At 70.1% G+C, this 1,894-nt stretch carries 1 protein-coding gene; it reads right to left on the reverse strand.

Translation table 11 applies throughout. From position 1 onward, the window contains the following. A partial coding sequence (locus Vau01_RS62895) for a prolyl oligopeptidase family serine peptidase (protein WP_239153157.1) occupies positions 1-1,874 on the reverse strand: 1,874 nt, incomplete at its 3' end. Positions 1,875-1,894: the final 20 nt, after the last annotated feature.

A 1,894-nucleotide genomic window follows, 5' to 3' on the forward strand; every position in this document is an offset into this window, starting at 1 on the left:
CGCCATAGGAACTGCAGTGTCAAGGCCCAGCTCGTGGCCGCCTGCTCGTTGTCGACGGCGGTGCTGTGACCGCCGTCGGTGTCCTCGTAGTAGGACACGTCGTAGCCGTGCTCCCGCAGTCGGGCCGCCATCTTGCGGGCGTGTCCGGGGTGAACGCGGTCGTCGCGGGTCGAAGTGACGAAAAGGACTGGCGGGTATGGCCGGCCGGGACGGACGTTGTGGTACGGCGAGTAGTCGCGGAGGAACGCCCAGTCGGTGGCGTTGTCAGGGTCGCCGTACTCGGCGATCCACGAGGCGCCGGCCAGTAGCCGGGTGTAGCGAAGCATGTCGAACAGCGGCACGGTGGCCACGATCGCGCCGAACAGGTCCGGGTAGCGGGTCAGCATGGCGCCCATCAGCAGCCCGCCGTTGCTGCGGCCCTCGATGCCCAGCCGGGCTGGCGTCGTCACACCGCGCGCGACCAGGTCGGCGGCGACCGAGGCGAAGTCCTCGAATGCCCTGACCCGCCCCTCTCGACGACCTGCGCGGTGCCACCCGGGACCGTACTCGCCGCCGCCTCGGATGTTCGCCACGACGTACGTGCCGCCGCGGGCAAGCCAGCCACGCCCGATGACACCGTCGTAAGACGGGGTGAGCGACACTTCGAACCCGCCGTACCCGGTGAGCAGGGTAGGCCCGGCAGGACCGTGGGTGTGAGAGCCGACCACGAAGTACGGCACGCGGGTGCCATCGGCGGAGGCGGCGAAGAACTGCCGTACGGTCATGCCCGCCGCGTCGAAGAACGACGGCTCCCGTTTGAGAACCTCTGTCCGGGCGTATACGCCGCCGCCGACCGTACCGAGAGACAGCGTCGCCGGCTGGAGAAACCCGTCCGACACGACCAGGTACGAGTCGTCGTTGTCCGGATCGGTCTCGACGATGGACAGGTGCTCGAACCCGGCCCCGCCCGCCAGGGTCCGCGACCGCCATCCGGCCGGGCCGGGGGTGAGCACCCGCATCTCGGTCCGCACGTCGCGAAGCAGCACGAGCAGCAGATGGTTCCGGGTCCAGGCGTACGCGTCGAGGAACGTCCGGCCATCCGGTTCGAACAACACGGCCAGCTCACGCTGGCCGGCGACGAACCCGTCGAAGTCAGCCGCCAGCACGGCACCGTCCGGGTAGGTCACCCCGTCGACGGTCCACGGCGACCGCAGCCGGACCAGCAGCCACTCCCGGTGGACGTCCCAGTCCGCGTCGAGCGGGACGTCGATCGGCACGAGGTCGCCGGCCGGCGTGCGCAGGAACTGCTCGGTCCGGAAGAAGTCGAGATAGCGGACAACGAAGTCGCGCTCGTGGCCGGGTGTCGGATCGTGGTGGCCGCCGACCGACACGTCTCCGGCCTGCCCCTCGTACACCGTCTCGGCGTCTGCGAGGGCAGTTCCGCGGCGCCATCGCTTCACCACCCGCGGGTAGCCTGACGAGGTCAGCGAGCCTGGCCCGAAGTCGGTGCCGACGTAAACGTGGTCGGCGTCGATCCAGCTGACGTCGGACTTCGCCTCCGCCAGCGTGAACCCGTCGTCGACGAACGCACGCCGCCGCACGTCGAACTCGCGCACCACGACGGCGTCCGCACCACCACGCGACAGCGACACCAGCCACCGGCCGTAGCCGGCACGCAACACGGTTGCACCGCCCCACGCCCAGTTGCCGCCCTCGGCCTCGTTGAGCGCATCGACGTCAAGCAGAACGTCCCATTCCGGCTTCTCGCGGCGGTACTGCTCAGCAGTGGTCCGCCGCCACAGCCCCCGCGGGTGGTCGGCGTCGCGCCAGAAGTCGTAGTAGTAGCCATCGCCGACCCAGCCCGGGTACGGGATGCGGTCCGTGCTGTCCAGCACCGCCCGGACAGCGTCGCGCA

Source organism: Virgisporangium aurantiacum (genome assembly GCF_016863635.1).
Classification (GTDB): Bacteria; Actinomycetota; Actinomycetes; order Mycobacteriales; family Micromonosporaceae; genus Virgisporangium; species Virgisporangium aurantiacum.